The sequence below is a fragment of the Zobellella maritima genome (assembly GCF_003075035.1).
GTDB lineage: Bacteria > Pseudomonadota > Gammaproteobacteria > Enterobacterales > Aeromonadaceae > Oceanimonas > Oceanimonas maritima.
Genome location: NZ_QCZE01000006.1, coordinates 84,285 through 109,292, shown reverse-complemented (window position 1 = coordinate 109,292; position 25,008 = coordinate 84,285). Strand labels below are relative to the sequence as shown.

The following is a 25,008-nucleotide window of genomic DNA, read 5'->3' as shown; positions in this document are numbered from 1 at the left end:
TCTTTGGGGCCGCGCTGCGACCCTCTATTTCAGATACCGCTCTGGTAAGCCATATCCTTTCAATTTGGAGCGGGAAACGAGATTCGAACTCGCGACCCCAACCTTGGCAAGGTTGTGCTCTACCAGCTGAGCTATTCCCGCAAATATTGCTATGGCAGACGGCGGCGGTGATACGATTTGCTGCTGTCTACGGGAGGCGAATTATACGAGCCGAATGAATGAATGCAAGATTTTTTTCAGCCTCCAGAACCGGTTGCCGAATTTAACAGCAACCGTCTCCAGCAACATCAAATTTTGAACACCTGCGCCCGATAAAACCTCAGTTCGTCGATGGATTCGCGAATGTCATCCAGTGCCTGGTGGCTGCCCTTCTTGGTGAATTGCTCCAGCAACGCCGGCTGCCAGCGGCGCACCAGCTCCTTGACCGTGCTCACATCGATATTGCGGTAATGGAAAAACGCCTCCAGTTCGGGCATGTGTTTGACCATGAATCGTCTGTCCTGGCCGATGGAGTTGCCACACATGGGCGATACCCCTTCCGGTACCCACTGCCGCAGGAACGCCAGGGTCTGCTCCACTGCCAGGGCCTCGTCGACCTTGCTGCTTCTAACCCGCTCCACCAGACCCGACCCGGTATGGGTACGCACATTCCATTCGTCCATCTTGGCCAGTTCGGCCTCGCTCTGGTGAATGGCCAGCACAGGCCCTTCGGCCAGCACGTTCAGCTCCTTGTCGGTCACTATGCTGGCGATTTCGATGATCCTGTTTTCTTCCGGATCCAGCCCGGTCATTTCCAAATCAACCCAAATCAGATTCTCGGCATTCTGGCTCATATCGCTACTCTTTGATCGGCAATGGGGACAAGCTTTAAGGGGAAAGTGTATCATAGCCAGGTATCAGTGCTGGTCTGAGGAAGTCCGTGACAAAGAAAAAACACCTGAACAAGGGGCAGAAGCGCAGGGTTAGTGATAACCACAGCCGCCGCCTGCGCCAAAAAAATGACGTGCAGATCGATGACAGCCTGTTGGGTTCGCCCCAGGATGGCATTGTGATCAGCCGCTTTGGCCAACATGCGGATATCGAAGATGCCCAGGGTGCGATTCATCGCTGTAATATGAGACGCACACTGGACTCCCTGGTCACCGGCGATCGTGTGGTCTGGCGACCCGGCGCCGACAATATGCAGGGGATCAGCGGCGTGGTAGAAGCGGTTTATCCTCGCCAAACCGTGCTCACCCGTCCCGACTACTATGACGGTATCAAGCCTGTTGCCGCCAATATCGATCAGATAGTGGTGGTGTCATCCGTGTTGCCCGAACTCAGCTGCCATATTATCGACCGTTATCTGGTCGCCGCCGAAGATGTGGGCATGCCACCTATCATCGCCTTGAATAAGGTCGACTTGCTCACCCCGGAACAACGCCAGCAAGCCGAGCAGGCCCTGCAGCGTTATCGGGATATCGGCTATCAGTTGCTGATGGTCAGCTGCGAAAGCGGAGAAGGCCTGTCCGAACTCAAGCAGGCGCTGAGTGATAAAACCAGCATCTTTGTCGGCCAGTCCGGGGTAGGGAAATCGTCTCTGGTCAACGCTGTGATGCCCCACGTCGAGGCCATCACCGGGGCTGTATCCGATAACTCGGGGCTGGGACAGCACACCACTACCACAGCGCGTCTGTATCATTTTCCCTCTGGGGGCTCCCTGATCGACTCACCCGGTATTCGCGAGTTTTCACTCTGGCACCTGGAACCCGAACGGGTCGCCTGGTGCTTCCGGGAGTTCCGGGATTACCTGGGGGGCTGCCGTTTCCGCGATTGTACTCACGGTGCCGATCCGGGTTGCCTGTTGCAGCAAGCCAAGGAGCAAGGAGATATTCATCCCGAGCGGATGGAGAGCTATCACCGTATTATCGACGCCATGGCCGATCGCCCCACCCGACATCTGCCCAAAAATGCCTGAAGTCACAATTTTGCCACTCATCACCCAACTCTGCTTTTCGGTAACAACATGATCGATCACCTGAAAATTCTGCTGCAGTACCTCTTGCCCAAACACCTGCTGTCCCGCCTGGTTGGCCGCCTAGCCGCCATGGAAGGCGGTAACCTGACCCAATATCTGATACGCCTGTTTATTCGTCGCTATCAGGTAAATATGAGCGAAGCGCTGCACCCGGATCCAGCCCACTATGCCAGCTTCAACGACTTTTTCACCCGACCATTAAGCCCGGATGCCCGCCCCTTGGTGACCGCGCCCGAGACGCTCGCCATGCCGGTCGATGGCGCCATCAGCCAACTGGCTCCCATCCAGCAGGGCCGCATCATCCAGGCCAAGGGGCATGACTACAGCGCACGCACCCTGCTGGGGGGAGACAAGACCCTGGCCGCGCCTTTTATGGGCGGTGACTTTGCCACCATCTATCTGGCCCCCAAAGACTACCACCGCATCCATATGCCCCTCGACGGAACACTGAGGACCATGGTGTATGTGCCCGGCGAGCTGTTCTCGGTCAACCCCCTTACCGCATCCCGGGTACCCGGCCTGTTCGCCCGCAACGAACGGGTGGTGTGTATCTTCGATACCCAGGTCGGCCCCATGGCCCTGGTACTGGTGGGCGCCACCATCGTTGCCAGCATAGAAACCACCTGGGCGGGGACCATCACACCGCCGGTCGGCAAACGGATCCAGCGCTGGGATTATGCGCCCGAGACGGCCCCCCGCCTCAACAAGGGGGACGAAATGGGTCGCTTTAAACTGGGCAGTACCGTCGTGTGTCTGTTTGCTCCGGACAGGGTTACACTGTCTGCCGAGCTGACTCCCGGTACCCCGACCCGGATGGGCACGGAGTTTGGTCGAATCAATCCGCAGTAACAGGGAACAGTCGGAAAGGAACCAAGGGATTGCTTTATAGACTAACCAGGCTCATCACCTGGTTAGAAACAATCAGCTAATCATTATTGTCGAGAGTGTCGCGTGCTTGCCCCTATCCTGCTGTTGCTGAGCCTGTTGTTTATACCTGCCACTGTCCAGGCCGATCAGACGACGGCCGATATCGAGGCCTTGCTGGCGGAGGTTCCCAAAGGAGACAAACCGGAACTGCAGCGACTCCGTGACAGCTATGGACAGGCCCTGCAACTGGTACGGGAAGGCGAGCGCTATCAGCAACAAGCCATCGAGCTGAAGGAGTTTATGGACAGCTATCCGGCCAAGTCCAAAAAACTCGAACAACAGCTGAAAAATTTCAAGCCCACCAACACCGCTGGCATCGCGAACATGACCGAAGAGGCGGCCCAGCTCGCCCTGGTCAGTGCCCAGACCCGCCGCCTGAAACTCAGCCAGCAACGGGAAGAGCTGAACAATGCCCTGAACCTGCTTGAGCTGAGCGACAGCGGCCTTCTCGACCTGCTCAACGACTTGCGTCAGCGTCTGCTCAAGACCCAGAAAAGTCTCGATGACATGCAGCTCGATGAGAGTCAAGGGCGCCAGCAGGCCGCCAACCGGATCCTCGCCCTGGCACGCGAGCAGGCGCTGCAGAAACGTATTCAGGCCGTTGAACTGGAACAGCTTTCATCCGCCAACAGAAACCGCATGGATAGGCTGACCCTGGAGCTCTTGCAAAAGCAGATAGCCGATCTGGACAGCCGGATAGAAGCCTTGCAGGGCCGGCAAAACGAACTCCGGAGAGAAACCACCGAAGCCACCATCGCCGAAAGCGATCGTTTGCTCGGTGAGGTCATGTCAGACGCTCCCCTGCTGGCCAAGCAACAGGAACTCAATCAACGACTGTCCACCCAGCTCAGCGACAGGAGCCGGGCCATAGAAGCCCTGCAGCAGGAGTATCAGGCGGTCGAGCAATCAGCCGGCGAGCTGGCCACCATGCAGGCCAACCTCAAGGAGCAGCTGGAGTGGCTGCAGGTAAGCCGGGGCTTCGGGGAAAACCTGCGCAACCGGCTCAATGATCTGCCGGCCCCCTATCCGCTGCCCCAGCTGGAAGCCCGCATTGTGGAAAGCCGGGTCGACAAGTACAGCTTCCAGGAGGCGCTCGATAACCTGCAAACCAATGGTTACAGCGAAAACCTGCGACTGGCTCAACTGGATCCGGAACTGGACGCGGAGCAGCTGGCTCAGTTGGAAGAACTGCTGAGTACCCAGCAACGCCTGTTGGAAAGGCTGATTGTCGCCACCGAGAACTATATTCATGAACAAACCCGGCTTAAGGTGGCCTATAGCCGCCAAAACAACCAGTTGGCGGAGATCAAGGCCCTCACCGACGAACGCCTGTTCTGGCTGCCGGATCTACGGCCGCTGGACGGCCATTTTCCTCAGGCCCTGGCTGAAACCCTGGGCTGGCTGCTTAAGGCCAAAACCTGGACGGCCCTGCCCCAGTCTCTGTTGCAGCAGGGAACAGCCAACCTGACCCTCTATGGCCTGGGCAGCCTGGTGGTGCTGTATCTGTGGTACCTGAGTCGACGCAGCCTGAAAGACTACCTGGCCGACATCAGCACCCGCATCGGCAAGGTCACCCTGGACAAGTACCAGTACACCTTCAATACCCTGCTGCTCAGCCTGCTATCCGCCCTGCCGCTCCCCGCCCTGTTGTCCCTGCTGGGCAACGCCATCGACTCAACCTGGGCACCGCCCATCGTTGCGGCCCTGGCACACGGCCTCAGGGAGCTGATGGCGCCGGTCTTTATCCTGCTGGTGGTCACCAACCTGATGCGTGGCAACGGCCTGCTGGTGGTGCATTTCAATCTGCCTCGGCAAAAGGTCCAGCGGATCCGCCGCCAGTTTCAGACCCTGATGCTGATGTTGCTGCCCGCCCTGCTGCTGTTCTATGTATCCCAGGAGTTTCGTGAGTATTCCTTGTACGACACCCAGGGCCGGCTCAGCTTTATGTTCGGTTGCGTGCTGATCAGCTTATTTTCCTGGCGCATGTACCGGGAAGGCCTGCCATTGCTGATCACCACCCCCAAAAGGGAACATCTGACCTACGTCAACCACCTGCTCTGGGCCGTGCTGATCATCTCGCCGCTGGCCGCCATGGTTGCCGCCATGATGGGTTATCTGTTCACCGCCTACACCCTGTTGCGCCAGCTTGAGGTGTCGGTGCTGGTCGGGGTCAGCTTCCTGCTGTTCTACTACCTGGTGAGCCGCTGGATGCTGTTACAGAGGCGCCGTCTGGCTTTTGAGCGGGCCAAGAGCAAACGGGCCGAGATGCTGGCACAAAGAGGCAAGGAACGGGTAAAACAGAAAGAAGAGGGTGCCGAACCGCAGGCCAGCAGCGAGATGGAAATGACCGAAGAGCCGGAAGTGGATCTGAACACCATCAGTTCCCAGTCCCTGGGCTTGCTGCGTTCGGCACTGATGTTTGGCTATGTGCTGGGGCTGATGCTGCTCTGGTCCGAGCTCAATACCGCCTTCAGCTTTCTCGACACCATCGAAGTGTGGCAGGTCAGCAGCACCCTCGCCGGCGAAGACAGCCTGGTGCCCATCTCCCTGAAGGATCTGGTGATCGCCGTATTCGTGGTGGTGCTGACCCTGGTCACTGCTCGCAACCTGCCCGGATTGATGGAGCTGAGCCTGTTACAGCGCCTGGATCTGTCACCCGGTACCGGCTTCGCCATTACCACCATATCCAAATATGTGGTGCTGATCGTCGGCTCCTTTACCACCTTCGCCATGCTCGGCATCGACTGGTCCAAAACCCAATGGCTGGTCGCCGCCCTGTCGGTCGGCCTGGGATTCGGACTACAGGAGATTTTTGCCAACTTCGTATCCGGCCTGATCATCCTGTTCGAAAAACCCATCCGGATCGGTGATACCGTTACCATACGGGAGTTGACCGGCACCATATCCAAAATCAAGACCCGGGCAACCACCATAGTGGATTGGGACAGGCGGGAAATCATAGTGCCCAACAAGGCCTTTATTACCGAGCAGTTTATCAACTGGTCGTTGTCCGATGCCATTACCCGGGTGAAGCTGTTGATCCGGGTGCGCCTGGATGCGGATATCGAGCTGGTACAGGCCCTCACCCACGAGGCCATCGGTGAATGCAGCCTGATCCTGGATTCCCCCATCCCGGAGGTTTTCCTCGTGGAAATGACCGATTCGGCCCTGGTCTATGAAGTACGGGTATATGTCAACGATATGTCCCATCGCATGCCGATGACCCATGAACTGCACAACCTGCTACTGGAGCGATTGCGCCGGTACGATATCAAGATCCCCCATCAGCAGATCGATATTCGCCTGATTGGCGAGCAGCCGATCAGGACAATCGATGCCGGCAGAGGCTGACCCCGAGATGAACTTCACCCTAAAACAGCTCAGGTTATTCGTCACCGTGGCCGAACGTGGCAGCCTGAGCCAGGCCGCCGAACTGATGGCCATGACCCAGTCAGCCGCCACCATGGCGTTACAGGAGCTGGAGCGCCAGCTTAATCATCCCTTGTTTGATCGGGTCGGTCGCCGCCTTAAACTCAATGCCTGGGGCCAATGGCTGCTGCCCCGGGCCCAAAAGATGATGGCCGAAAGCTATTTGATTGAACAGGGCTTCAAGGGCCAGAGCCCCATCGCCGGCCGCCTCAAGCTGGGTGCCAGTCGCACCATCGCCGACTACTGGATACCCGAGCTGATTGAGTACAGCTCCCGCCGTTACCCCCAACTGGATATTAGCCTGGTGGTCGATAACACCCACAGCCTGTTGAACCAGCTGTACCTGGGCAAGCTGGAACTGGCACTGATTGAAGCGCAGGCACAGGAAAAGTGGCTCAAACTGGAACCCTGGACTCAAGATGAACTGGTAATCGTCTGCCACCCCCAGCACCCCCTGGCACAATGCCAACGGGTCGGCCTGGAGCAGTTGAGCAAAAGCGAATGGATTTTACGCGAACCCGGCTCCGGTACCCGGGATACCTTCGAACAGGCACTGCAAGGCAAGATGGGGCCGCTGAAGATCCGTCAGGAATACCCCCATCTGCCGACCATCAAGCGCCTGCTGCAGTGCCGGCCCTGGCTCAGCTGCGTCTCCCGCCTGAGCGTGGCCGAAGAACTGGCAGCCGGTACCCTGGTGGCATTGCCGGTCCCGGAGCTGTCTCTGAAACGCTTCTTCCACTTTGCCTGGCACAAGGACAGGGGCGATCACCCGGCCCGTGCGGCATTGCTGGAACTAGCCAGGGAAATTTTGCACTGAGCGGCCATACTCAAGGTATATGTCGGAGGCATTATGGTGAGAATCTTCCTGTTTTGTCTGCTGCTTGCCGGTTGCGCCTCACCTTACGACTATGATGAAGACGTCAACTTCGACCAGTACGACAGCATAGCCCTCTCCCCCGAGGGCGATTTCCAGTCCCTGGACGGGGCCAGGATAGGCGAATATTCCCTGCAGTTACTGGCGGAGAAAGGACTGACGCCCAAACCGGCCGACCAGGCGGCGCTCTGGCTGAATTACCGCCTCACCACCGAAACCCGGCTGCTGACCACCATGCCACGTATGCTGCCAAGAGGACGTTATCACCGCGGGTCCGGCTGGTATGATGAAGAGCGGGTATATGGTTCGGTACAGGAGCAGAAGCTGACCCTGATGCTGACCGATGCCCGCACCCGCAAGATGGTCTGGCAGAGCAAGGCCAGGCAGGCCTTTCCCGCGCAATACCGGGGCGCAGAGCGCAGTGTGCGGGTAGAGGAGCTGGTACGGCACCTGCTGGAAAATTATCCGCCCCGACGGTGAGAAAGTCCGCCGGAAACGTAAAGCTGAAAGCTTGAAGAAAGACAGCCGGCCTCTGATTGTCGCATGACACGCCGTAGCCCCATCCATAGGGACTCAACCGCGCAGCTGACCACCCGGGATGCCGGTCAGATGGCATTTGCCTGCAACACAATGAGCCTGAAGCGTGCCTGAGCAGCCCCCCAGTTGATACCTGGCTTCGCAGGCGGTACTGACAACTTGTGACCAAGAGTCAGGCCTACAGCTTAAAACTCACATTCAGGCCCGATCCACGGGAAAGGCGATCACCTGCTCCAGCCGTTCGGCTTCAAGCGCCAGCATCACCAACCGATCGATACCCAGCGCCACCCCGGCACAATCAGGCAGGCCGGCATGCAGGGCCGCAAGCAGGTATTCATCTATAGGCTTGGGAGCAAGGCCACGGGCGACACGCAGCCGGTTGTCCTGTTCGAAGCGCCGCCGCTGCTCATCCGCATCGCTCAGCTCATGGAATCCATTGGCCAACTCTATACCCTTGAAGTACACCTCGAAACGCTCGGCCACCCGCGGGTCATCCGGGCTGACCCGGGCCAAGGCCGCCTGGCTGGCAGGAAAATCATGGATAAAACAGGGTACCCGTTGTCCAATGACGGGCTCCACTCCCAAGGCGAACATCAGCTGCAACAGGGTATCCCTGTCCTCTTCCCCGGCGACCAGCTCATCGGCCCCCAGGCCCAGTGCCGCCGCCTTCAGCTCATCCAGGCTGGCCGTTAACGGACAGACCCCCAGCTGCTGCCGGACCGCAGCCTGATAGCTCAGCCGCTCGGGCTCGCCACAGCTCAATACCAGCATCAACAACTCGGCCATCTCGTCCATCAGCCGATGATGATCGAAGCCGGTCCGGTACCACTCCAGCATGGTAAATTCAGGGTTGTGCAGGCGCCCGGACTCTTCGTTACGGTAGGACTTGCATATCTGGTAGACAGGCCCGCTGCCCGCCACCAGCAAGCGTTTCATATGGAATTCAGGCGACGTCTGCAGATACAGATCCTGCCCTCGAGCCATGCCCGGTCCGACAAAGCGGGTGACAAAGTTTTCCAGGTGCAGATCCGTCACCCCCGCCTGGGCCAGGGTCGGGGTATCCACCTCCAGCACACCACGCTGGCTGAAAAAATCGCGGATAAGGGCCAGTATACTGGCCCTTTGCTGTAACAGGGCAAGGGAGGCCGAAGGCCGCCAGTCGACAGGCTGAGACATAAGGTTTTCCGGCAAAAAAGGCGATTTTACCCTTGCCCTGCCGCTTTACCAGCCTCGGGTGGACCTTTTAGCTCCAGTTGATTACCTTCCGGATCAAACAGGTAGATAGACAAGCCCTCGCCTTCGGCGCCATAACGCATCACCGGCGACTCACAAATCACCCCGGCCTGACTGAAGTAGGTCAGCAGCCGGTCGGCGTCGAACGGCGTAATGCGCAGGCAGAAATGATCCAGGTTGGCCCTGCACTGATCAGCCTCCAGACCATCACCGCCCAGCGGGCCTCGGATATCCACCAGATCGATCAGGCTGTTTCCGGCTCTCAGTTGATACAGGCCGATATCGGTTTTCTCCCGCTCCAGCTGACACCCCAGAATACGGCAGTAAAAGTCAATCATGCGTTCCGGGTGCCGGACCCTCAGTACCAGATGATCAATTCCCAGGATCTGAAACATACAAGCACCCTCTTTTGCTTAGGCTGCTATGAGAATGGCGTAAAATTAATCGGATTAAAAGGGTAAACTGAGATCCGTCTGCCTCGTTAAAGACAACGCTGCCCGGGTCAGAAGTCTCTGCGTACCCATGTGATGACATCAAAGAGTTGCAATGGCTGCGACGATGAATAGGATCGGTTCCCTTGCATGAACGCATGTCTTCCCCCTTGGCAGGCCAGGCATGTTGAAATACCCGTGGCCCGTGTCTGGGGTATTCGGTGCCGCCTCTTGCTATGTGTTTCACTTTTTAAGGATCTACCTATGGATATTCAGCGTATCAACCCGGCTCCCCGCTGGTCGGATGCCACCATTTATAACGGACTGGTGCATGTTGTGGAAATTCCCGAAGATGCGGATGCGTCTACCGGTATCAGGGAGCAGGCACGTCAGATCTTTGCCCAGGCCGAGGCATCCCTGGCGCAAGCGGGCAGCGATAAGTCCCGAATCTTGTCGGTCACCATCTACATCACCGACAGAAACAATGTCGCTGCCTTCAATGAAGAATGGGAAGCCTGGCTGCCGGCCGGTTGCGCCCCCTCCCGTGCCTGCCTGAAGGTCGAGCTGCTCAACCCGGATCTGCTGGTGGAAATTGCCTTTGTGGCCGCCAGGGCCGACGCCTGAACAGAAAAAGACAGCAACAGTAAAAATAATAATACCAGGGCAAAAAAAAACGGCGCCGAAGCGCCGTTTTTCAGAGGCAGGACGAGTAGATTATTTCACTCGAGAGACATATTCCCCGGAACGGGTGTCGATTTTCAGCACCTCACCGATCTGAATAAACAGCGGAACCCGTACCACGGCGCCTGTGCTCAGGGTGGCCGGCTTGCCACCGGTACCGGCGGTATCACCTTTCAGACCCGGATCGGTTTCCACCACTTCCAGTTCAACGAAATTGGGCGGGGTCACCGAGATAGGGGCGCCGTTCCACAGGGTCAGTACGCACACATCCTGCTCTTTCAGCCACAGCTTGGCATCACCCACGGCCTTGTCGTCGGCAGCCAGCTGTTCGAAGGTGTCGTTGTTCATGAAATGATAGAACTCACCATCGTTGTACAGATAGGCCAGTTCCATATCCATGACGTCCGCCGCTTCCACACTGTCGCCGGACTTGAAGGTCTTTTCCAGCACCTTGCCGTTAAGCAGGCGACGGATCTTTACCCGGTTGAATGCCTGGCCCTTGCCCGGCTTGACGAATTCGTTTTCGATAATGGCACAAGGCTCGCCATCCAGCATAATCTTTAGGCCGGATCGGAATTCATTGGTACTATAAGAGGCCATTTTACCCTCGAGAATGTCACAGAGTTGCAGAAAATGCCGGCAATGATACCCCTAAACGGTGAAGATTTACATATTAACTGGCAAAAAGAGCTTGCCCAGGCCTTCACCACCCCTGAACAACTGCTGGCTTACCTGGATCTGGACCCGGCTCCCTGGCAGGCCGGACTGGCCGCCCGTCGTCTGTTCCCCATGCGGGTTCCCCGTCCCTTTGCCGACAAGATGGAAAAAGGCAATGCCCGGGATCCCCTGCTGCGCCAGGTGCTGCCCCTGGCCGAAGAATTTCGGCAGGTTCCCGGATATGTCCGGGATCCGCTGGCAGAACACGACAGCGCCCTGCCCGGCCTGTTGCACAAATACCGCTCGCGGGTACTATTGGTGCTGCGCGGCGGTTGTGCCGTCAATTGCCGTTACTGTTTCCGCCGCCATTTTCCCTATGGCGACAACAGCCCCGACAGGGCCGGCCGGCAACAGGCCTTGGACTATATCCGCCACGATCCCGAGATCAACGAGGTGATCCTCTCCGGCGGCGATCCGCTGATGGCCAACGATCGGCAGCTGTCCGTCTTGCTCGACGAGCTGGAAGCCATTCCCCACATCAAGCGGCTGCGAATTCATACCCGGCTGCCGGTGGTGATTCCGAGCCGCCTGACCGACACGTTAAGGGCTCGCCTGGCCAATAGCCGGCTGCAAGCCGTCATGGTGCTGCATATCAACCATGCCAGGGAAATAGATGAAAAACTGGCAGCCCTGTGCCGGGACTGGCGCCACGCCGGCATTACCCTGCTCAACCAGAGTGTATTGCTGGCCGGCGTCAATGATGATGCAGACATTCTGGTCCAGCTGTCTGAACGATTGTTTGAAGCCGGCGTTTTACCTTATTATTTGCATCAACTGGACAAGGTCGAAGGCGCCGCCCATTTTGCCGTCGACGACAAACAGGCCAAACACCTCATGGCCTTGCTGTTGGCACGCCTGCCTGGTTTCCTGATGCCCAGGCTGGTGCGGGAAATCGGTGGGGAAAACAGTAAAACACCCATCGATCTCGGCCTCGAACCCCGTTAAGGAGCACCAATGCACGATTCTGTCACCGCCAAGTTGCATGACACCATTAAAGAGTTGTACCACCAGGCCATAGACGCAGATAAGAAATTGCAGGCCCTGCGAGACAAGGGTCAGGCCAAATTCAATGCGGTGTTGCGGGAGGACAGCCAGTTTATCTGCCACGCGGATCATTTTATGCCCTACGTGGCGGAGCTGGCAGAAGAGCTGGAACTGCTGGAAATGGCTGATCAGGAAGAATATGCCAAACTGCTGGCCCGCATGGTCAGCAAGATCCAGTTGCTGGCCGCGACCCTGAACCAGTTTGTCCGCCTGTCCTGATCGGGGCCGCTCGCCCCTGGCGATTTAGGCGGGTGTCGCTGCCCTCAGGCCACCGCCTGGCGCTGTGCCATGCTTTTTCAGCCAGGCCTGAACCTCCAGTGCCGGCAGGGGGCGAGTGACCAGCTCCCCCTGTATCATTAACTCCCGGCTAAGCTCGCCGAGCACCTGCCGCTGATGCTCCGACACCACGCCATCACAAATCAACGGCAGGTTCAGTACCTGCCCGATGGCAATCAAATTACCCAGCTGATGACGGGCCGGACCCGGATGTTCGATGCCAGACATAAAACCGGTATCAATCTTTAACCAGTCGAAGGGTGCGCGGGATAGCTGCCCCAGGGAAGAGAGGCCGCTGCCGAAGCCATCCAGGATCAGGCGGATGCCGTGCCGGGCAAAAGTATCCATTAACACCATCGTGCCCGGAATATCCTGCGCCAGGGTCTCCTCGGTCACTTCCAGCACCAGATCCTGCGGTTTCAAGCCGGCCTGCTTCAACTCGTCCCGGATCGCCGCCAACAGTTCCTGGCGAAACACCGACGGGGGGATCTTCAAGACCAAAGTCAGCTGTCGATATCCCTGCTGGTGCCAGTTGCACAGATACCGGCAGGAAAGCCGCAAGACCCAGTTGACCAGGCGTTCCGACAATTGAAACTGTTCGGCCACCCGTAGCAGCTCCGGCTGGGTAATCACCCCAAATTCGGGGTGGTGCCAGTGACACAGGGCCTCCAGCCCTGTGCACCGGCCCGATCCCAGCTCGATCACAGGTTGATAGCTCAGTGTCAGGCTGTGGTTTTCCATGGCGACGATCAGATCGGTGGCCAGCTGCCGGGTACGGGTGATTTCTTTCAGCAGGGAGGGGTCAAAAAAGACATACGGTGCCTGCTGCCGACGGCACAAATCCAACGCGATTTCCGCGTGGGAGACCAGCTCGACCGCGGTACCCGCATCCGAGGGGTACAGGGCAACCCCGATCATGGGCTGCAGGTAAAAATCATGCTCCATAATACTCTGTCGACGGCCGATGGCTTCGCGGATCCGGGAAACCTGGGCCCTGACCTCTTCCAGTTCAACCAGTCCCTCGGCTACCAGCAGGAACTCATCCCGCTCCAGGCGGGCAAGGTACTCATTGGCGGACAAAGATTCTGACACCCGGCAGGCCACCGCCTGTAACAGCTCGTCACCGAATTCAAAACCGAATTTACGATTGATATCACCAAATTGCCGTATTTTTATCAGGGTCACACTAAAGGGCACCGCCCGTCCGATCAGCAGGTTCAGCCGCCGCTGGGCTGCTGCCCTGTTGGCCAGCTGGGTCAGCGGATCTTTCAGCTGCTGCTGCTGGTGACGGAGGTGTTCTCGCAACAGCAGCAGCAGCAGCAGGATCACGCTGACGAACAGACTGGCCACCTGGATATTGAGCCGCTGGCTCAGGGCCCGATAGGCCTGATCATACTCGTTATAAAACCGCACATTGTTCTGCATGGTCGCGGTTACCGTCTGAGACAAAGGCTCGAAATAGGGAATCAGCTCGATCAGGATGGTCTGATAGTCGGAACTGTTGGGCAACAGCTTTACCACTTGTGGCTCCAGCCCCTGGACCCGGTTTTCAATCTGTTGCACCAATTGCAGCAGGTCCGGCCTTCTATCCAACACCTCCGTGAGTTTACCACTCAGCAATACCGGGGTACGACTCCAGAGAATATCGTAACGCAGCATCAGTTCATCATGGGTCACTGCCCCGTAGTGCCGTAACCGTACCGCATCGATAAAGCGTCCCATTTCCAGCTGCAATTGCATCAGCGACCAGGGGACGTCATAGGCTCTCTGCTCCAGCAGGCTGTTATGATCGCGTATCTTGACCAGGGTATGGGTGGCGCCGACGGCAAACAGTATCATGATGCCCAGCAGCAGCAGGGTCGCGCCTGTCTTCAGATAATTAAGAGTGACCTGATTGCTCTTGAACCAGTATACCAGCGGGATCTGCACGCCTAGTTAATCTCCGTTTGGACTTTGATATGACGCAGCTGCCAAACCATCAAGTGGGTAAATTCGGCCTGCTGCAACACGGGCACCTGATCAAAGGGCAACATCAACCACAGGGGCCCCTTGTTTCTGCGGCTCATTGCCTGGCCATTATCCTGCCAGGCCAGAATGGGGTCGTAAGGTACCACCTTCGACCAGTCAACCGCGATGCTGTAGCCGTTTAATCCGCCGAGTGTCAGGGTTTTTATGGTGGTATGGGCAAACAAGGGGGCCAGCAACTGCTGCAACGCCGGTCCGGTATAGGTATGAGGCTGCCGCGTCCAGACATGACTGGTCGTGATATTATCCTGCGGAAATGCCTGCAACTGGCGCAGGGTATAATCCACCCGATCCAGGTGTTGACCATGCTCGATAATCGGACCCGAAATACTCAATACCACCGGCTCCATTGCCTCCTGTGCCTGCAACTGCCATCCCAGCAGTATCAGCACCAAGCCAATCACTTTCATTGCCGCTCCTCCCTGCTTTTATTTGTCTTATTGCCAATGACAAATAAACAACCGCGCCTGAAAAATAACACTCAAACGAGTCAGTATCGCATAGATCCATATGAATCTTAATTCCATCATCGCAATCCAATGATAGTCGCGAGCAGGCCGATATAATCAATACTCAGATCCGGAGAAAGTATCAATAAAAAAATCCGGGCCACCAGGGCCCGGATTAGGATGTTCCCGACAGTCAAACGCCGGGAAAAGGGGAGATGAGACGGATTACATCATGCCGCCCATGCCACCCATGCCACCCATACCGCCCATATCAGGCATGGCAGCGGCTTCGTCTTTCGGCAGGTCGGTAACCATGGCTTCGGTGGTGATCATCAGACCGGCCACGGAAGCGGCGAACTGCAGGGCAGAGCGAGTGACCTTGGTCGGATCCAGGATACCCATTTCCAGCATGTCGCCGTAGCTGTCGTTACCGGCGTTGTAACCGTAGTTACCTTCGCTGGCCTTGACCTTGGATACCACTACAGAGGCTTCTTCACCGGCGTTGGTGACGATCTGACGCAGCGGGGCTTCCATGGCGCGCAGGGCAACCTTGATACCCACGTTCTGATCTTCGTTGTCACCGAGCAGGCCGACCAGCTTGCTGGCAACGCGTACCAGCGCCACACCGCCGCCAGGCACCACACCTTCTTCAACCGCGGCGCGAGTGGCGTGCAGAGCATCGTCAACGCGGGCTTTTTTCTCTTTCATTTCCATCTCGGTGGCAGCACCCACCTTGATCACGGCAACACCGCCAGCCAGCTTGGCCACACGCTCCTGCAGCTTCTCCTTGTCGTAATCGGAAGAAGACTCTTCGATTTGCTGACGGATCTGTGCAACACGGGCATTGATGGCGTCAACCTCACCCACGCCATCGATGATGGTGGTGTTGTCTTTGGTAACCACCACGCGCTTGGCACGGCCCAGATCTTCCAGGGTCGCCTTCTCCAGCTCCATGCCCACTTCTTCGGAGATCACGGTACCACCGGTCAGGATAGCGATATCCTGCAGCATGGCCTTGCGACGGTCGCCGAAGCCCGGCGCCTTGACGCCGGCCACTTTCACGATACCGCGCATGTTGTTGACAACCAGGGTGGCCAGGGCTTCGCCTTCCACGTCTTCGGCTACCAGCAGCAGCGGCTTGGATTGCTTGGCCACACCTTCCAGTACCGGCAACAGTTCGCGGATGTTGGATACTTTCTTGTCAACCAGCAGGATGAAGGGATCGTCCAGCTCGACGGTGCCGTTTTCCTGCTTGTTGATGAAGTAGGGAGACAGGTAGCCACGGTCGAACTGCATGCCTTCTACCACATCCAGCTCGTCCTGCAGGGCCTGGCCTTCTTCCACGGTGATGACACCGTCGGTGCCGACTTTTTCCATGGCTTCGGCGATCAGCGCGCCCACTGTCTCGTCGGAGTTGGCGGAAATGGTACCTACCTGGGCAATGGCGGTGGTGTCTTTACAGGGAACAGACAGGCCCTTCAGTTCTTCAACAGCCTGGATCACGGCCTTGTCGATACCGCGCTTCAGATCCATCGGGTTCATACCGGCGGCAACCGCTTTCAGACCTTCGTTGACGATGGACTGAGCCAGTACGGTGGCAGTAGTGGTACCGTCACCCGCTTCATCGTTGGCCTTGGAAGCAACTTCCTTCACCATCTGGGCGCCCATGTTCTCGAACTTGTCTTCCAGCTCGATTTCCTTGGCTACGGACACGCCGTCTTTGGTGATGTTGGGGGCACCGAAGGACTTGTCCAGTACCACGTTGCGGCCTTTGGGGCCCAGGGTCACTTTCACGGCGTCGGCCAGGATGTTTACACCCTTGAGCATTTTAACGCGGGCATCGTTACCAAATTTTACGTCTTTAGCTGCCATTGTTCTTTCTTCCTTTAAGCTGAATGAAAATTAGGCTTCGACAATAGCCAGGATATCGTTCTCAGACAGGATCAGCACTTCTTGGCCGTCCAGCTTCTCGGTCTTGACACCAAAACCTTCATTGAAAATAACCTGGTCGCCAACCTTGACGGACATAGGCTTCACTTCACCGCTATCCAGGGTCCGGCCATTACCGACCGCCAGGACTTCACCACGGGTAGATTTCTCGGCGGCGGAGCCGGTCAGTACGATACCACCGGCAGATTTGGATTCGGCTTCAATACGCTTGATAATGACACGATCGTGCAATGGACGAATGTTCATCGATAACTCTCCTGATGAGTGTTGTTACCTTGTGAGATAAACGGCCCAAGGCCGCAAACTGTTCCGTTGACCCTTTATATGGGAGCGCTTTTTTCCCCTTCAAGGGGTAGAACCCAAAATTTTTTAAATTTTGCTCCAGCGGGGCGTTATCATAGCCGCCACCCTTACGCGGCCATGACCCGCGTTCAATCAAGAGAGTCCGAGTGGCACGACAAAACTCCCTGCTTACCGCGCCCATAGGCCCGCAGCTGGCCAGGATGACAGGACCCATGGCGCTGGGCATCGTCGCCATCCTGGCGTTCAACCTGGTCGACACCTTCTTTATCGGGCTGCTGGGTACAGAGGCACTGGCGGCGGTGAGCTTCACCTTTCCGGTCACCTTTGTAGTGACATCGCTGGCGATGGGCCTGGGGGCGGGCCTGTCTGCCAACCTGGGGCAGGCGCTGGGTGCCGGCAACCAGCGCCAGGCGGCCCAATTCACCAGCCACAGCCTGCTGTTGTCGGTGTTGCTGGTCAGCCTGCTGGCATTCGCCGGCGCCGGCACCATAGATCCCCTGTTCCGCGCCTTGGGTGCCGGAGCCTCACTGATCGGGCTTATCCATGAATATATGCTGATCTGGTATCTGGCGGTGCCCATGCTGATCCTGCCGATGGTCGGCAATGCGGCGATTCGGGCCACCGGCGATACCCGCACTCCCAGCCTGGTGATGACGGTGGCCGGACTGGTCAACGGCCTGCTCGACCCCCTGCTAATCTTCGGGCTGGGCCCCTTTCCCGAACTGGGTATTCGCGGCGCGGCCATTGCCTCAGCCTGCTCCTGGCTGATGGCCATGCTGGTGGGCATGTATCTGCTGCAGACCCGTGAACGCCTGCTGATCTGGCGCCTGTCTCCCCTGCCGGTACTGCTTGCCCATTGGCGTCAGCTGTTGCATGTGGCCATCCCCGCCTCTTTTACCAACATGCTCAATCCCATCGCCACCGCCCTGCTGATGACGGTACTGGCCGGTCTGGGAACGGAGGTGGTGGCCGCCTATGGTGCCGCCTCCCGGGTGGAGGCCTTGGTATTGATCGTGATGATGGCGCTCAGCTCGGTCCTCGCGCCCTTTATCTCACAGAATACCGGAGCCGGCCTGCACGAGCGCAGTCGCACCGCCCTGCTGATGAGCATGCGTTTCGCCCTGGGCTTTCAAATGCTGGTATTTGCCTTGCTGTGGTTGCTGGCGCCTCTGATTGCCAGGGCCTTTACCGACAGCGACGTGGTGGCCCGACATATCACCCTGTATCTGCGGCTGGTACCGCTCGGCTACGGCCTGCAGGGCTGTTTTATGTTGCTGTCCTCGGCCCTGAACGGTCTGCGGGTATCGGTGATTTCGCTGATGCTGAACGGCCTGCGACTATTTGGCCTGTTGCTGCCCCTGGCCTGGCTGGGTGCCGGCTGGAGTGGCGAACCAGGCATTTTTACGGGCATACTGCTGGCGAACATGCTGGCGGGACTGATTGCCTGTCTGTTCGCCTGGCAGCGCTTTCCCTGGCAGATCAAGCACCCGCTGGCCTGAGGCTTGCCAATACAGGATTAGTCGTCCTTGCGCTGGTAGTCGCCTTCAAAGGTAGAGCCTTGATCCTGAGGATGACGTTTGATGCCGGGGCGCTCAACCCCTTGTTCGGTGTAATGGTACTCCGCATGGGTAAAGGTCCGCCCCTGACGCATATGAACCTGGGCATTCCCTATCAATCGGGTTGCCAGCCGCTCACGCACCGGAGGCAGCAACAGCGCCAGACCGACGAGGTCGGAAACAAACCCCGGGATCAGCAGCAAGAGTCCGCTGACCCCCAGCATCAGGCCAGACAACATTTCCTGTGCCGGCGCCTCCCCCCGGTTCATCTTTTGTTGGGCATCCATCATGGTTTTCAGCCCCTGATGACGCACCAGGTTAATACCCGCCAGGGCGGTCAGGATGATCAAGGCGATGGTGGTCCAGGCGCCGATGGCCGAGCCTACCTGGATAAATACAAAAATTTCCAGCAAGGTCATGCCGACAAATAACAAAAACACTTTACCCACTCGTTACCTCATCACGCCGGTTTCGGCTTTATTCGGGTTAAGGGTAATAAAATGGGGGCAAAGCGCACCACTTTCAAGCAAAAATCTCTCCCACTGGTATGCGCCCCGGCCAATGCCGACGAGTGATCTTGTTTGCTTCCCGGGGTATATTAGGGTGCGTCCCGTTACTGTTCATGATTTTGCCGCCATCCCAACAGGGTGCGACCAAGCTTGGGCTGGCTCCCGCAATGCCGCTGTTGATCAACTCCTCCAGCTTTCATGAGCCCAGTCAATGCAGCAGACAACTGCATAGCTATGATAAATCCAAGATACTGGTGCCAAGCGAGCGGTCAACGTAATGCCAGGTGGATATCCGATGTTACACAGAATTCATATTCTTTTAGTCTGTTGCTTGTTGGCCAGTCCCGCCAGCGCCGGTCTGCTGGAGCGGCTTGCCGCGGGCAACAGTGCCCCGGTGCAAGACGCCTTCCTGCGGGTGGAGCAGGCGTTCAGGGTCGACAGCTGGCAACAGAACGGCCAGCTGGTTATCCATGTTGATATTGAACCCGATTATTATCTCTATCGCCACAGTATTTCACTGAGTACGGAAGGGGCCGAGCTGGGTCAGTGGCTGCTGCCGGAAGGCACCCCCCACGAGGATGAATACTTTGGCAAGAGCCAGGTCTATTACCAGAACCTGCAGCTCCGCTTGCCGCTGGAAAATGTTGATGCCGAGGCCAGGGTCAGCTTCGCTTATCAGGGATGTACTACGGGTCTCTGCTACCCACCTGAACGACTCGACATAGCACTTGATGCCGTTGCCGACGGGAACCGAGCCATTCCCACGGCCGCCGGTAAAGGCTCACCGGTCGATACCCGCTTCGATGCCAGCGAACAAGGCCTGCTCGCCGCCACCCTGAGCAGCCAGGGTGTCTGGCTCAACATGGGTGTCTTCCTGTTACTGGGAATCGGTCTGGCCTTTACCCCTTGCGTCTTTCCCATGTATCCGATACTCACCGGTATTATCGCCGGCAGCGGTCGGCTAAGCACTGCTCGGGCATTGTGGCTGTCCTTCGTGTATGTACAGGGCATGGCCCTGACCTACACCCTGCTCGGCCTGGTAGTCGCCTCCATCGGCCTGCAGGCCCAGGCAGCATTTCAGCATCCCCTGGTGCTGGTGATCCTGGCGCTGCTGTTTGGCATGCTGGCGCTGTCTATGTTCGGACTCTATGAACTGCGTCTGCCCAACCACCTGCAAACCCGGCTAGCCGGGCTGGCCAATCGCCAGCGCGGCGGCTCCACGCCGGGCGTCGCCGCCATGGGCATGATCTCTGGGCTGGTCTGCTCCCCCTGCACCACGGCGCCGCTCTCCGGTGCCCTGCTCTATGTCGCCCATAGCGGCGATCTGGTACTCGGCGGCCTGGTGCTGTATGCCCTCAGCCTCGGCATGGGGGTGCCGCTGCTCATCCTCGGCACCAGTGGCGGCAAGCTGTTGCCCAGGGCCGGCGCCTGGATGCACCAGGTCAAGGCCCTGTTTGGCTTTGGCTTGCTGGCGGTGGCCATTCTCCTGCTGGCCCGGCTGCTGTCCGACTCGCTAATTGTCTGGCTCTGGCTGGCGCTGGCGCTGATGCTGATTGGCTACCTCTATCATCAGAACCGGCGCCGCGCCCTGTCGGCACTGCGTTCCGCCATCACGCTCGGACTGACTGCCGGCCTTGCCCTGACCCTATTGTCTGGCTGGCAGCAACTGCAAAAGCCGGAGCCCGCCGGCCAGCCGGTCGGCTTTACCCGCATCAAGACCGTCGACGATCTGGCCCTGCAGCTGGCTTTTGCCCGGGAGCAGGGTAAAACGGTGATGGTTGACCTGTATGCCGACTGGTGCGTGGCCTGCAAGGACTTTGAGCACAAGACCTTCAGTCAGCCGGGAGTACAGCAACGCCTACAGCAGATGCATCTGCTGCAGGCGGACGTGACCGGGAATGACACGGATGACATCGAGCTGCTCAATGAACTCAAGGTGCTGGGTCTGCCGACCCTGGTGTTCTTCGACAAGCATGGAGAAGAACCGGCGGGCAGCCGGATAACCGGCTTTATGGGGGCGGACGCCTTTGCCGAGCACCTTGCCCGCCATCGCATGGCCGACGGCTGAGACGGCGCTATTCCAGACGATACCACCTGCAGCTGTTTTCGCTCCGGGATATAGCTGTCAAGATAGGACACGGCGAAGTAACCTTGCTGGACGGAGCGAATGGCATCGGCACAATAGCATTGCGCCGCCCGTCGCTCACCATAGTTGTCTACCCATGATCGCTAACCGCCGGCGCCGTCCCATTGATCTCCTGCAGGCTGAATCCCGCCTGCGTCAAGAAAGCAGGGATTGTATGCCGCTCCTTATCGAGCGCCTCGTATAACGGCATTAATCCCAGTAAACAATTGCTCTATTTCATCCCTTCGTAATGTCGGACAAAGCGTCTCAGTAACCCTGTCAAAGATGATCAGAGCTTTACTGGGATTGGTATAACTCGGTCAGGGTGTCTGCCGTGACCGAAAAGCCAAGCGACCATAAGGCCAGAGCCACCTGAACTTCCCGTTCGGCCAGCCCCGGTGCAATAAGAGAACCCGGCACCAGGGCTGCATCGCTATCGTTTCTATTCATTCTGGAACCCGGTATTATCCGTCTTATCAACCTTTTGATTATAAACGGCTAAATGAACTCAGTCCCGGATGAGCACTGCCAAAACTGGTTTATTTATCTGTTGCGCTGCCGGGACGGCAGCCTGTATGCGGGTATCACCCTGGATCCACAACGACGGTGCCGGGAGCATAATCGTGATGCACGCCGGGCATCACGCTATGTCTGGTCACGCCGTCCGGCGGTACTGGTATGGCAACAGCCCCTCACCGACAAATCGCAGGCTCTGCGCCTGGAGCGCCGCCTCAAACGCCTGCCGAAAGCACACAAGGAAGCCCTGCTCGCGGCCCCCGAGCACTGGCAGGGCTGGTTGATCGGCTGCGAAGCAGAATAAAAAAGGCGCCGAATGGCGCCTTTTTTTTCGATTAACCGGTCGTTAATCTTCGCTTGCCACTTCCTCGGCCTGGGCAATTTCCAGCAGCTCAACCTCAAAGATCAGCACTGAATTACCGGGAATGGTACCGGCACCTGTCTCACCGTAACCAAGCTCGGCGGGAATAAAGAACTTGTACTTGGCACCAACCGGCATCAGCTGCACGCCTTCGGTCCATCCCGGTATCACCTGATTCAGCGGGAAGCTGGCGGGCTCGCCACGCTCAACCGAACTGTCGAACTGGGTGCCGTCGATCAGGGTCCCGGTATAGTGAACTGTCACCACATCTTCGGCCTTTGGCTTGTTGCCTTCTGCTGCCGTCAGCACTTCATACTGCAGGCCGGAGTCGGTGACCTGGACACCGTCACGCTTGGCATTTTCTGCCAGGAATTCCTGGCCCTTGGCCTGGTTGGCCGCCGCCTTTTCCTCTGCCTGTTGCTCTATCAGGGTATTGATGCGTTCGTCATAGGCAGTCAGGGCACCCTGCACTTCCTCGTCAGACATCTGTCCCTGATCGGCAAACCCGTCCTTTACCCCCTGCAAGATAACCTCGTCATCAAGGTCAACGCCCAGTTCCTGTTGTTTTTCCAGGGTCGAGCCAATGTAGCGGCCCATGGATAAACCAATGGCATAGGCCGACTTCTGCTCAAAGCTGGTCAGCTCCACACCGGAATCGGTGGTTGCCGCCGGCGCAGTTTCCGCCACTTTGTCATCTTTACAGCCACTCAACCCCACCAGCACAGCAGATGCCAACAAACTTACTTGCAACAGTTTTTTCATTATCTACTCCAAACTGGGGCGCAACCCCATGGAAAATAAAGTACTTATCACTCACGCCCTATACTACCGTCTCAGCTTGTCCATGCGAAAGCCCAAGCACGTAAAAATATCCACAGGCCTGTAGGCTACGCCATCTTTCGTCAGCCCCGCGTAAAACCAGTGCCGATAAGCAACCGGCCCATGGCAAAGTAACTGGTTTCGGCCGGCGGCTTCGGTGACAATAACCCGGTCATCACCCCATCGCCCAGCTCATCACCCAAGCCCGGCAATCGACAAGAGGTCAGCATGAATCAGGATGCCCGCATCGAACAACTGGAAACCCGCCTGGCATTTCAGGACGACACCATAGAGCAGCTCCACCGGGAAATCACCGCCCAGGGTGCCGAGCTCGCCAAACTTAAGACTCAGCTCACCCTGATGGGTTCAAAATTAAAGGAAATACAGGGCGGGCAGATTGCCAGCCAGTCGGAAGAAACGCCGCCGCCTCATTACTGATGGCAAGGGCAGCCGCCTTTCAGTCGATGACCGGCATGAGGTAACCGGGCGGCACCACAGATTAAAAAGGGCGCCGCAGCGCCCTTTTTAATCATTTTCGATCAGTGCTTATGACCGCAGCAGCCGCCGGAGTGGTCATGATCATGGTCGTCATGGCCGTGCTCACCATGCACATGGCCGTGGGCCAGCTCTTCTTCGGTAGCGGCACGCACTTCACGCACCAGCCCCTTGAACACCAGGGTCATGCCCGCCAACGGGTGATTGCCGTCGACTTTTACATACTCTTCGGCCACTTCCACTATGGTCACCGGACGGTGGCCGTCGTCGGTCTCGGCCACAAAGGTATCGCCTTCCGACACTTCCATGCCGTCAAACAGCTCGCCGGGTACCGACTGTACCAGGGTCTCGTCGTATTCGCCGTAAGCCTGTTCCGGCGACAAGGTAACTTCGAAGTCTTCGCCGGCCAGCTTATCGATCAGGGCGGCTTCCAGGCCGGCTACCAGATAACCCGTGCCGTGCAGGTATTGCAGCGGCTGCTTGCCTTCGGTGGAGTCGAGCACTTCGCCGTCGGCCTTGGATACGGTGTAATCGAGGGTAACTACACTGTCTTGAGATACTTTCATTGGTTCTACCCTGGTCGTGAATATGCGCATAGGATACATGATGGCCAGGTGGGATGAAATGCGCGCCGCCTGGAAGAAATGAAGCTGACAAAAAATGGCCCCATAATGGGGCCATCATGGCAGAAAACCAGCTTACACAGGGAATATGATTGCCTCGATCTGCCGGCTCCTATTCTAGCCCACTATCTCCACTCTTGAAACAGGGTTACTGCGGCTTGAACAGGCCTATCACATCTCCACCGCCGGCTTCGCTCACCTTGGTATCCGTCTGGCTCTGGCTATGACCACAGGCGACACAGTCAACCTTCTCGACACCGTGCTCCATATACAGCATCATGGTATCCATAGCACGACATTTAGGGCAGGTGGCGCCGGCAATAAAGCGTTTCTTGCGGCGAGTCTCCATGGCTACATCCTCTGAGTGACAACTAACCCGAATTTTCCGCCAAAATCGAACCAACTACAATGACCTCACGCCAGCATTACAGCATTAGTTATCTTTTTCACGCCTCGACCAAATTGACCCCCGGCAAGCGCCGGCGCCACCCCAAGGGTCAGCTGTTGCTGGTCCATCAAGGCTCGGGGCTGTTGCAACTCGGCCGCCACCATTACCCGCTGGTCGCGGGACAGGCCGTCTATCTGGCCGCCGACACCCTGTTTGCCTGGCATGCCTTTGCCGGTGCCAGGGTCAGCACCCTGCTGCTGTCTCCTCGTCTGACACAACCGCTGGACAGTGGCCGCCTACCGGCTTCCGCTCTGTTACCCGCCCTGCTCGACAAGCTGGCCCACTGGCAGCAACCCAAGGATTGGCAGGGTCCCTACGGGCGCCTGTGCCGGGCCGCCTATGATGAATTGCTCGCGCTGTCCTTTAGTCCTGTAGAGAGCCAACCGCCGCTGCTGACCAGGATCACTCAGGCTCCGACCGAATTCAGGCTAGATAGCCAGGAACAGCCCGACTTTCGCCGCCAGTTCGATACCGATGCCGACAGCTGGCGCCTGCAGGCCAAGTTGCTGTTTGCGCTGCGCGATCTCGGGCAGGGCCTGGGCCTGGAACAGCTGGCCGAACGCTATGGTTTCGCCGGTGTGCCCCAGTTCGAGCAAGATTGCCGTCAATGGCTGGGCACCCCCTGTCATCAGAGGGGGAAAACCGGCTAAAATGGCGTTTTTC

General features: G+C 57.8%; 26 protein-coding genes and 1 tRNA gene. 13 read left to right on the top strand and 14 right to left on the bottom strand.

Annotated elements, in window-relative coordinates; all coding sequences use genetic code 11:
* Positions 1-65: 65 nt before the first annotated feature.
* Positions 66-141 (bottom strand) — tRNA-Gly (locus DCS96_RS17225).
* A gap of 146 nt (positions 142-287) precedes the next feature.
* A complete protein-coding gene (gene orn / locus DCS96_RS17220) occupies positions 288-833 on the bottom strand; it encodes an oligoribonuclease (RefSeq protein ID WP_116475646.1) in 546 nt (181 codons plus the stop codon).
* A gap of 86 nt (positions 834-919) precedes the next feature.
* On the opposite strand from orn, the gene rsgA reads away from it, so the two are divergent.
* From rsgA to DCS96_RS17195, 5 genes are all read left to right on the top strand, one after another.
* Positions 920-1,957, top strand: coding sequence for a small ribosomal subunit biogenesis GTPase RsgA (gene rsgA / locus DCS96_RS17215; protein ID WP_116475645.1), 1,038 nt, complete (start codon positions 920-922; stop codon positions 1,955-1,957).
* A gap of 48 nt (positions 1,958-2,005) precedes the next feature.
* A complete protein-coding gene (asd, locus tag DCS96_RS17210) occupies positions 2,006-2,866 on the top strand; it encodes an archaetidylserine decarboxylase (protein WP_116475644.1) in 861 nt (286 codons plus the stop codon).
* 102 nt (positions 2,867-2,968) lie between these two features.
* Entirely contained in the window at positions 2,969-6,295 is a 3,327-nt protein-coding gene (mscM, locus tag DCS96_RS17205) for a miniconductance mechanosensitive channel MscM (protein WP_116475643.1), read from the top strand.
* Positions 6,279-7,190 (top strand): LysR substrate-binding domain-containing protein, encoded by a 912-nt coding sequence (locus DCS96_RS17200; RefSeq protein ID WP_116475642.1) that lies wholly within the window; start codon positions 6,279-6,281, stop codon positions 7,188-7,190. Before mscM ends, DCS96_RS17200 begins: the two co-directional genes overlap by 17 nt.
* Positions 7,191-7,223: 33 nt before the next feature.
* Positions 7,224-7,727, top strand: a complete 504-nt coding sequence (locus DCS96_RS17195; protein WP_116475641.1) for a DUF4136 domain-containing protein — start codon at positions 7,224-7,226, stop codon at positions 7,725-7,727.
* Positions 7,728-7,982: 255 nt separating this feature from the next.
* On the opposite strand, the gene epmA is transcribed toward DCS96_RS17195, so the two are convergent.
* Together epmA and DCS96_RS17185 are read right to left on the bottom strand one after the other, a co-directional pair.
* Positions 7,983-8,960 (bottom strand): elongation factor P--(R)-beta-lysine ligase, encoded by a 978-nt coding sequence (gene epmA, locus DCS96_RS17190; protein WP_116475640.1) that lies wholly within the window; start codon positions 8,958-8,960, stop codon positions 7,983-7,985.
* A 26-nt stretch (positions 8,961-8,986) separates the two neighbouring features.
* A complete protein-coding gene (locus DCS96_RS17185) occupies positions 8,987-9,412 on the bottom strand; it encodes a VOC family protein (protein ID WP_116475639.1) in 426 nt (141 codons plus the stop codon).
* A 300-nt stretch (positions 9,413-9,712) separates the two neighbouring features.
* Here DCS96_RS17185 and DCS96_RS17180 point away from each other — a divergent pair, with 300 nt between their 5' ends.
* Complete coding sequence (locus DCS96_RS17180) at positions 9,713-10,072, top strand: RidA family protein (protein ID WP_116475638.1); 360 nt, start codon at positions 9,713-9,715, stop codon at positions 10,070-10,072.
* Positions 10,073-10,162: 90 nt separating this feature from the next.
* Here the strand turns inward: DCS96_RS17180 and efp are convergent, their stop codons facing one another.
* Entirely contained in the window at positions 10,163-10,729 is a 567-nt protein-coding gene (gene efp / locus DCS96_RS17175; protein WP_116475637.1) for an elongation factor P, read from the bottom strand.
* A 42-nt stretch (positions 10,730-10,771) separates the two neighbouring features.
* On the opposite strand from efp, the gene epmB reads away from it, so the two are divergent.
* Together epmB and DCS96_RS17165 are read left to right on the top strand one after the other, a co-directional pair.
* On the top strand, positions 10,772-11,791 hold the full coding sequence (epmB, locus tag DCS96_RS17170; RefSeq protein ID WP_198650119.1) for an EF-P beta-lysylation protein EpmB: 1,020 nt from the start codon (positions 10,772-10,774) through the stop codon (positions 11,789-11,791).
* 9 nt (positions 11,792-11,800) lie between these two features.
* Positions 11,801-12,109 (top strand): hypothetical protein, encoded by a 309-nt coding sequence (locus DCS96_RS17165; RefSeq protein WP_116475635.1) that lies wholly within the window; start codon positions 11,801-11,803, stop codon positions 12,107-12,109.
* 24 nt (positions 12,110-12,133) lie between these two features.
* Here DCS96_RS17165 and DCS96_RS17160 read toward each other — a convergent pair whose 3' ends face one another.
* The 4 genes from DCS96_RS17160 to DCS96_RS17145 all read right to left on the bottom strand — a co-directional run bounded on the left by DCS96_RS17160 (position 12,134) and on the right by DCS96_RS17145 (position 16,836).
* Positions 12,134-14,095 (bottom strand): putative bifunctional diguanylate cyclase/phosphodiesterase, encoded by a 1,962-nt coding sequence (locus DCS96_RS17160; RefSeq protein WP_116475634.1) that lies wholly within the window; start codon positions 14,093-14,095, stop codon positions 12,134-12,136.
* Between the two features lie 2 nt (positions 14,096-14,097).
* A complete protein-coding gene (locus DCS96_RS17155) occupies positions 14,098-14,601 on the bottom strand; it encodes a molybdopterin-binding protein (RefSeq protein WP_116475633.1) in 504 nt (167 codons plus the stop codon).
* Between the two features lie 264 nt (positions 14,602-14,865).
* Positions 14,866-16,512, bottom strand: a complete 1,647-nt coding sequence (groL, locus tag DCS96_RS17150; RefSeq protein ID WP_116475632.1) for a chaperonin GroEL — start codon at positions 16,510-16,512, stop codon at positions 14,866-14,868.
* Between the two features lie 30 nt (positions 16,513-16,542).
* The gene (locus tag DCS96_RS17145; protein ID WP_116475631.1) at positions 16,543-16,836 is read right to left on the bottom strand and encodes a co-chaperone GroES; all 294 of its coding nucleotides are present in this window, start codon (positions 16,834-16,836) and stop codon (positions 16,543-16,545) included.
* Between the two features lie 257 nt (positions 16,837-17,093).
* Here DCS96_RS17145 and DCS96_RS17140 point away from each other — a divergent pair, with 257 nt between their 5' ends.
* Positions 17,094-18,392 (top strand): MATE family efflux transporter, encoded by a 1,299-nt coding sequence (locus tag DCS96_RS17140; RefSeq protein WP_116475680.1) that lies wholly within the window; start codon positions 17,094-17,096, stop codon positions 18,390-18,392.
* Positions 18,393-18,409: 17 nt separating this feature from the next.
* Here DCS96_RS17140 and DCS96_RS17135 read toward each other — a convergent pair whose 3' ends face one another.
* On the bottom strand, positions 18,410-18,898 hold the full coding sequence (locus tag DCS96_RS17135; protein ID WP_232818311.1) for an FxsA family protein: 489 nt from the start codon (positions 18,896-18,898) through the stop codon (positions 18,410-18,412).
* Positions 18,899-19,253: 355 nt separating this feature from the next.
* On the opposite strand from DCS96_RS17135, the gene DCS96_RS17130 reads away from it, so the two are divergent.
* Positions 19,254-21,026 (top strand): protein-disulfide reductase DsbD, encoded by a 1,773-nt coding sequence (locus tag DCS96_RS17130; protein WP_116475630.1) that lies wholly within the window; start codon positions 19,254-19,256, stop codon positions 21,024-21,026.
* Positions 21,027-21,380: 354 nt separating this feature from the next.
* Here DCS96_RS17130 and DCS96_RS18640 read toward each other — a convergent pair whose 3' ends face one another.
* Positions 21,381-21,533, bottom strand: coding sequence for a hypothetical protein (locus DCS96_RS18640; RefSeq protein WP_157953653.1), 153 nt, complete (start codon positions 21,531-21,533; stop codon positions 21,381-21,383).
* 52 nt (positions 21,534-21,585) lie between these two features.
* On the opposite strand from DCS96_RS18640, the gene DCS96_RS17125 reads away from it, so the two are divergent.
* Positions 21,586-21,903 carry a GIY-YIG nuclease family protein gene (locus DCS96_RS17125; RefSeq protein WP_116475629.1) on the top strand — a complete coding sequence of 106 codons (318 nt, stop codon included), beginning with the start codon at positions 21,586-21,588 and terminating at the stop codon, positions 21,901-21,903.
* Between the two features lie 42 nt (positions 21,904-21,945).
* Here DCS96_RS17125 and fkpA read toward each other — a convergent pair whose 3' ends face one another.
* Positions 21,946-22,722 (bottom strand): FKBP-type peptidyl-prolyl cis-trans isomerase, encoded by a 777-nt coding sequence (gene fkpA, locus DCS96_RS17120; protein WP_116475628.1) that lies wholly within the window; start codon positions 22,720-22,722, stop codon positions 21,946-21,948.
* A 285-nt stretch (positions 22,723-23,007) separates the two neighbouring features.
* Between fkpA and DCS96_RS17115 the strand changes: the two genes are divergently transcribed.
* A complete protein-coding gene (locus DCS96_RS17115; protein ID WP_116475627.1) occupies positions 23,008-23,217 on the top strand; it encodes a SlyX family protein in 210 nt (69 codons plus the stop codon).
* 101 nt (positions 23,218-23,318) lie between these two features.
* Here the strand turns inward: DCS96_RS17115 and slyD are convergent, their stop codons facing one another.
* The gene (slyD, locus tag DCS96_RS17110) at positions 23,319-23,840 is read right to left on the bottom strand and encodes a peptidylprolyl isomerase (RefSeq protein ID WP_116475626.1); all 522 of its coding nucleotides are present in this window, start codon (positions 23,838-23,840) and stop codon (positions 23,319-23,321) included.
* 205 nt (positions 23,841-24,045) lie between these two features.
* A complete protein-coding gene (locus tag DCS96_RS17105; RefSeq protein ID WP_116475625.1) occupies positions 24,046-24,246 on the bottom strand; it encodes a YheV family putative zinc ribbon protein in 201 nt (66 codons plus the stop codon).
* A gap of 59 nt (positions 24,247-24,305) precedes the next feature.
* Between DCS96_RS17105 and DCS96_RS17100 the strand changes: the two genes are divergently transcribed.
* Positions 24,306-24,995 carry a cupin domain-containing protein gene (locus DCS96_RS17100; RefSeq protein ID WP_116475624.1) on the top strand — a complete coding sequence of 230 codons (690 nt, stop codon included), beginning with the start codon at positions 24,306-24,308 and terminating at the stop codon, positions 24,993-24,995.
* Positions 24,996-25,008 lie beyond the last annotated feature (13 nt).

Bases quoted from the DNA above. Each gene is read 5' to 3' on its own strand.
- orn (WP_116475646.1), bottom strand. From the start codon at position 833: ATGAGCCAGAATGCCGAGAATCTGATTTGGGTTGATTTGGAAATGACC.
- asd (WP_116475644.1), top strand. From the start codon at position 2,006: ATGATCGATCACCTGAAAATTCTGCTGCAGTACCTCTTGCCCAAACAC.
- DCS96_RS17200 (WP_116475642.1), top strand. From the start codon at position 6,279: ATGCCGGCAGAGGCTGACCCCGAGATGAACTTCACCCTAAAACAGCTC.
- DCS96_RS17195 (WP_116475641.1), top strand. From the start codon at position 7,224: ATGGTGAGAATCTTCCTGTTTTGTCTGCTGCTTGCCGGTTGCGCCTCA.
- epmA (WP_116475640.1), bottom strand. From the start codon at position 8,960: ATGTCTCAGCCTGTCGACTGGCGGCCTTCGGCCTCCCTTGCCCTGTTA.
- DCS96_RS17185 (WP_116475639.1), bottom strand. From the start codon at position 9,412: ATGTTTCAGATCCTGGGAATTGATCATCTGGTACTGAGGGTCCGGCAC.
- DCS96_RS17180 (WP_116475638.1), top strand. From the start codon at position 9,713: ATGGATATTCAGCGTATCAACCCGGCTCCCCGCTGGTCGGATGCCACC.
- efp (WP_116475637.1), bottom strand. From the start codon at position 10,729: ATGGCCTCTTATAGTACCAATGAATTCCGATCCGGCCTAAAGATTATG.
- epmB (WP_198650119.1), top strand. From the start codon at position 10,772: ATGATACCCCTAAACGGTGAAGATTTACATATTAACTGGCAAAAAGAG.
- DCS96_RS17165 (WP_116475635.1), top strand. From the start codon at position 11,801: ATGCACGATTCTGTCACCGCCAAGTTGCATGACACCATTAAAGAGTTG.
- DCS96_RS17155 (WP_116475633.1), bottom strand. From the start codon at position 14,601: ATGAAAGTGATTGGCTTGGTGCTGATACTGCTGGGATGGCAGTTGCAG.
- groL (WP_116475632.1), bottom strand. From the start codon at position 16,512: ATGGCAGCTAAAGACGTAAAATTTGGTAACGATGCCCGCGTTAAAATG.
- DCS96_RS17145 (WP_116475631.1), bottom strand. From the start codon at position 16,836: ATGAACATTCGTCCATTGCACGATCGTGTCATTATCAAGCGTATTGAA.
- DCS96_RS17140 (WP_116475680.1), top strand. From the start codon at position 17,094: ATGACAGGACCCATGGCGCTGGGCATCGTCGCCATCCTGGCGTTCAAC.
- DCS96_RS17130 (WP_116475630.1), top strand. From the start codon at position 19,254: ATGTTACACAGAATTCATATTCTTTTAGTCTGTTGCTTGTTGGCCAGT.
- DCS96_RS18640 (WP_157953653.1), bottom strand. From the start codon at position 21,533: ATGAATAGAAACGATAGCGATGCAGCCCTGGTGCCGGGTTCTCTTATT.
- DCS96_RS17125 (WP_116475629.1), top strand. From the start codon at position 21,586: ATGAACTCAGTCCCGGATGAGCACTGCCAAAACTGGTTTATTTATCTG.
- fkpA (WP_116475628.1), bottom strand. From the start codon at position 22,722: ATGAAAAAACTGTTGCAAGTAAGTTTGTTGGCATCTGCTGTGCTGGTG.
- DCS96_RS17115 (WP_116475627.1), top strand. From the start codon at position 23,008: ATGAATCAGGATGCCCGCATCGAACAACTGGAAACCCGCCTGGCATTT.
- slyD (WP_116475626.1), bottom strand. From the start codon at position 23,840: ATGAAAGTATCTCAAGACAGTGTAGTTACCCTCGATTACACCGTATCC.
- DCS96_RS17105 (WP_116475625.1), bottom strand. From the start codon at position 24,246: ATGGAGACTCGCCGCAAGAAACGCTTTATTGCCGGCGCCACCTGCCCT.
- DCS96_RS17100 (WP_116475624.1), top strand. From the start codon at position 24,306: ATGACCTCACGCCAGCATTACAGCATTAGTTATCTTTTTCACGCCTCG.